This window comes from Nocardioides endophyticus, assembly GCF_039543845.1.
Taxonomy (GTDB): Bacteria; Actinomycetota; Actinomycetes; order Propionibacteriales; family Nocardioidaceae; genus Nocardioides; species Nocardioides endophyticus.
This window is the reverse complement of the sequence record NZ_BAABKN010000017.1, coordinates 1-1,254: the sequence shown is the minus strand read 5'-3', so window position 1 is coordinate 1,254 and position 1,254 is coordinate 1. Positions and strand designations below refer to the sequence as shown.

1 protein-coding gene and 1 pseudogene are annotated in these 1,254 nt (G+C 68.9%); both read right to left on the bottom strand.

The annotated features are described in order from the left end of the window. Positions 1-857 (bottom strand): HAMP domain-containing protein (locus ABEA33_RS14645; RefSeq protein WP_345527545.1); only part of this gene is annotated, 857 nt, incomplete at its 3' end. A 76-nt stretch (positions 858-933) separates the two neighbouring features. Beyond that, a pseudogene (locus ABEA33_RS14640) lies at positions 934-1,254 on the bottom strand (methyl-accepting chemotaxis protein); the annotation flags it as partial.

Below are 1,254 nucleotides of genomic sequence, written 5' to 3'. Positions count from 1 at the left end.
ATCTGCTGCGACGACGCCGACAGCTCCTCCGAGGCAGCCGCAACCGCGTCCGCCGAGCCCTGGACCGCGGTGACGATGCCCGACACCGAGTCGATCGACTGATTCAGGGCCCGCTCGAGCTCACCGAGCTCGGCGGCCGAAGTCTCCTCGGCGCGCTTCGACAGGTCGCCACCGGCGAAAGCGGTCAGCACGCGGACGCTGCGCCGCAGCGGCCGCACGATCGAGCGGGAGATCAGCGCGATCAGCGTGACCATCAGGACCAGGCCGACGAGGCCGGCGATCACCGTCGTCCAGAGCACGCGGTTGCGCACGCCGTCCTGGTCGACGCTGTAGGCGGCGATCGCCGCGGTGACACTGTCGACCGCACCATCGATGGTCTTGTTGAGCGCGTTGCTCGCCTTCTGGATCTCGTCGAGCTGGCGGCGGGCCGCCCCCTGGTCGGCCAGCGCGTCCTGGATGAACGCCGAGACCGTGGTGACGTAGTCCTGGAACGCCTTGTCGAACGCCGCCGAGTCCTCCTCGGTCAGCTGCAGCTTGCTGTTCGTGAGGTCGACGCCCTCGAGGCTCGCCATGATCTCCTGCAGCTCGCCCAGGTGGGCCTGGAGCTGGTCCGGCACCCCGGACGGGTTGTCGAGCCCGGCGGCGAGGTAGGCGTCCGAGGCCAGCGACTGCGCGACCACGTTGAGAGACTGGACCGAGCCGGCCACCGTCCCCATCTCGGTCTGCTCCTCGGAGGAGGAGCGCAGGTCGTTGATGCCCGAGATCGCGACAGCGCCCAGGATCGTCATGGTGAGGCCGCTGATGACAGCGACGGCCGTGAGTCGCTGCGCGACGGACCAGTTGCGGAGGCGGTTCATGGAGTTGCCTTTGCTCGATGTTGTCGGAAGGCACGAGGAGTGCCCAGCCGGCGGGCCGGGAGCTCTCCGTGCTGTACTAGGCCCGCCGGAAGCGGGAGATCTGGGTGCGGAGCTCGGCGGACATCCCGGCGAGCTCGTCGATGGCAGAGCGGGACTGCGACAGCGCCTGGGTCGTCGACTGTGCAGCCGCCGAGACACCGGAGATGTTGGTCGCGATCTCGCCGGACCCGGTCGAGGCCTCGGCGACGTTGCGCGACATCTCGTTGGTGGTCGCGGTCTGCTCCTCGACCGCCGAGGCGATGGTGAGCTGGTAGTCGTTGATCGAGCCGATGATCGTAGAGATCTCGCCGATCGCCTCGACGGCACCGGTGGTGTCGCCCTGGATGGCCTCGACCCG